Source organism: Leeuwenhoekiella sp. CH_XMU1409-2 (genome assembly GCF_037029365.1).
In the GTDB taxonomy this organism is placed as follows: Bacteria; Bacteroidota; Bacteroidia; order Flavobacteriales; family Flavobacteriaceae; genus Leeuwenhoekiella; species Leeuwenhoekiella blandensis.
Genome location: NZ_JAYMEI010000046.1, coordinates 1 through 1,065, shown reverse-complemented (window position 1 = coordinate 1,065; position 1,065 = coordinate 1). Strand labels below are relative to the sequence as shown.

1 protein-coding gene is annotated in these 1,065 nt (G+C 33.1%); it reads right to left on the bottom strand.

Annotated features, from left to right (window positions below; genetic code table 11):
• Positions 1 to 881: 881 nt before the first annotated feature.
• Positions 882 to 1,065, bottom strand: a 184-nt coding sequence (locus WA338_RS18795) for a hypothetical protein (RefSeq protein WP_336094553.1), incomplete at its 5' end; no start/stop codon positions are given.

Sequence of the window (1,065 nt, the reverse complement as noted above, 5' to 3'; positions counted from 1 at the left end):
TTGAAATAGATATGTATAATCAAAAACTAGCAGCATAGTCACTCAACTTAAAGTCCAGTTTTTTGTTGCAAGTCCAGTTGTTACGTGAAGAAGCATCAACGCATACCGAGCACTAGACCATTTACTTATTTCATCTTGAGCAAATCCTTTTTTGCTCAATTGAAACAGTATTGTAGATCAAAACGCATATGGGATTTTGGTGTTTCATTTACTTCCTCCAGAGCCGTCGCAATACCTTTTTTGATAGTTATTACCTTCGGGATTTTAAATTAGAAAAGGGCTATAAATAGGAAGGCGCAGCCGACCGGTTTATGCGCCCGACTAATTTAGAATCCTGTACTTTTGCTATCATAAAAGGTATGCGGTCGGGAGTGTATTAAAAAGAAAATAAATCTCAAAAGTTAAAGATTGTCCATTCCAGGTTAGAATGCCCAGCGAACTCAGGTCAAAAATGGCTAACACGTTTTAATATTATAATATTGGTATTTTTGGCCTGTGTTCAAGACCTTTTAGACGAACCGCTTTCACCGAAACGCAGTGTAGGAGAATGTGGTGAGGACTCTTTAAATTTTACTTACCACTAACATCTTCAGTATTTTTCACGAAAAAATGTCCCTGATTTAAAGGGTTCAGGAAGTTTTTCACGTAATTCCTGGTTCTCCAAACCTTCAAAAAAAAATTAAACAACTTAAAATCAACAAAATGAGTAGTTGTAACCTCGCGTAGCGGGTTACCCTCTTGCTACTCATTTCTATCCGCTTCGCTACTAAAAATGGTAACATTTTTATCATCTACAAAGTTGAAAAAAATCACTTACAACTGTAAATTTTTGACCTAAATGTATACTTATAAGCCATTTAAATTTCGAATAAAGAGAAAAATTAGTCTTTTGTAAAGAAATTACTTTTAATCTTTAATAGTTGTTTTCTTTGCTCCTCAATAAGAGATTCTAATTCAAAAAATATATTTTCAACCCTTTCTTTGTTATCATCTGACATCTCATAATTATTCCAATCTAATACACCATTTTCAATTTTTGTTTTATTCAAAACATCTATAATTTGG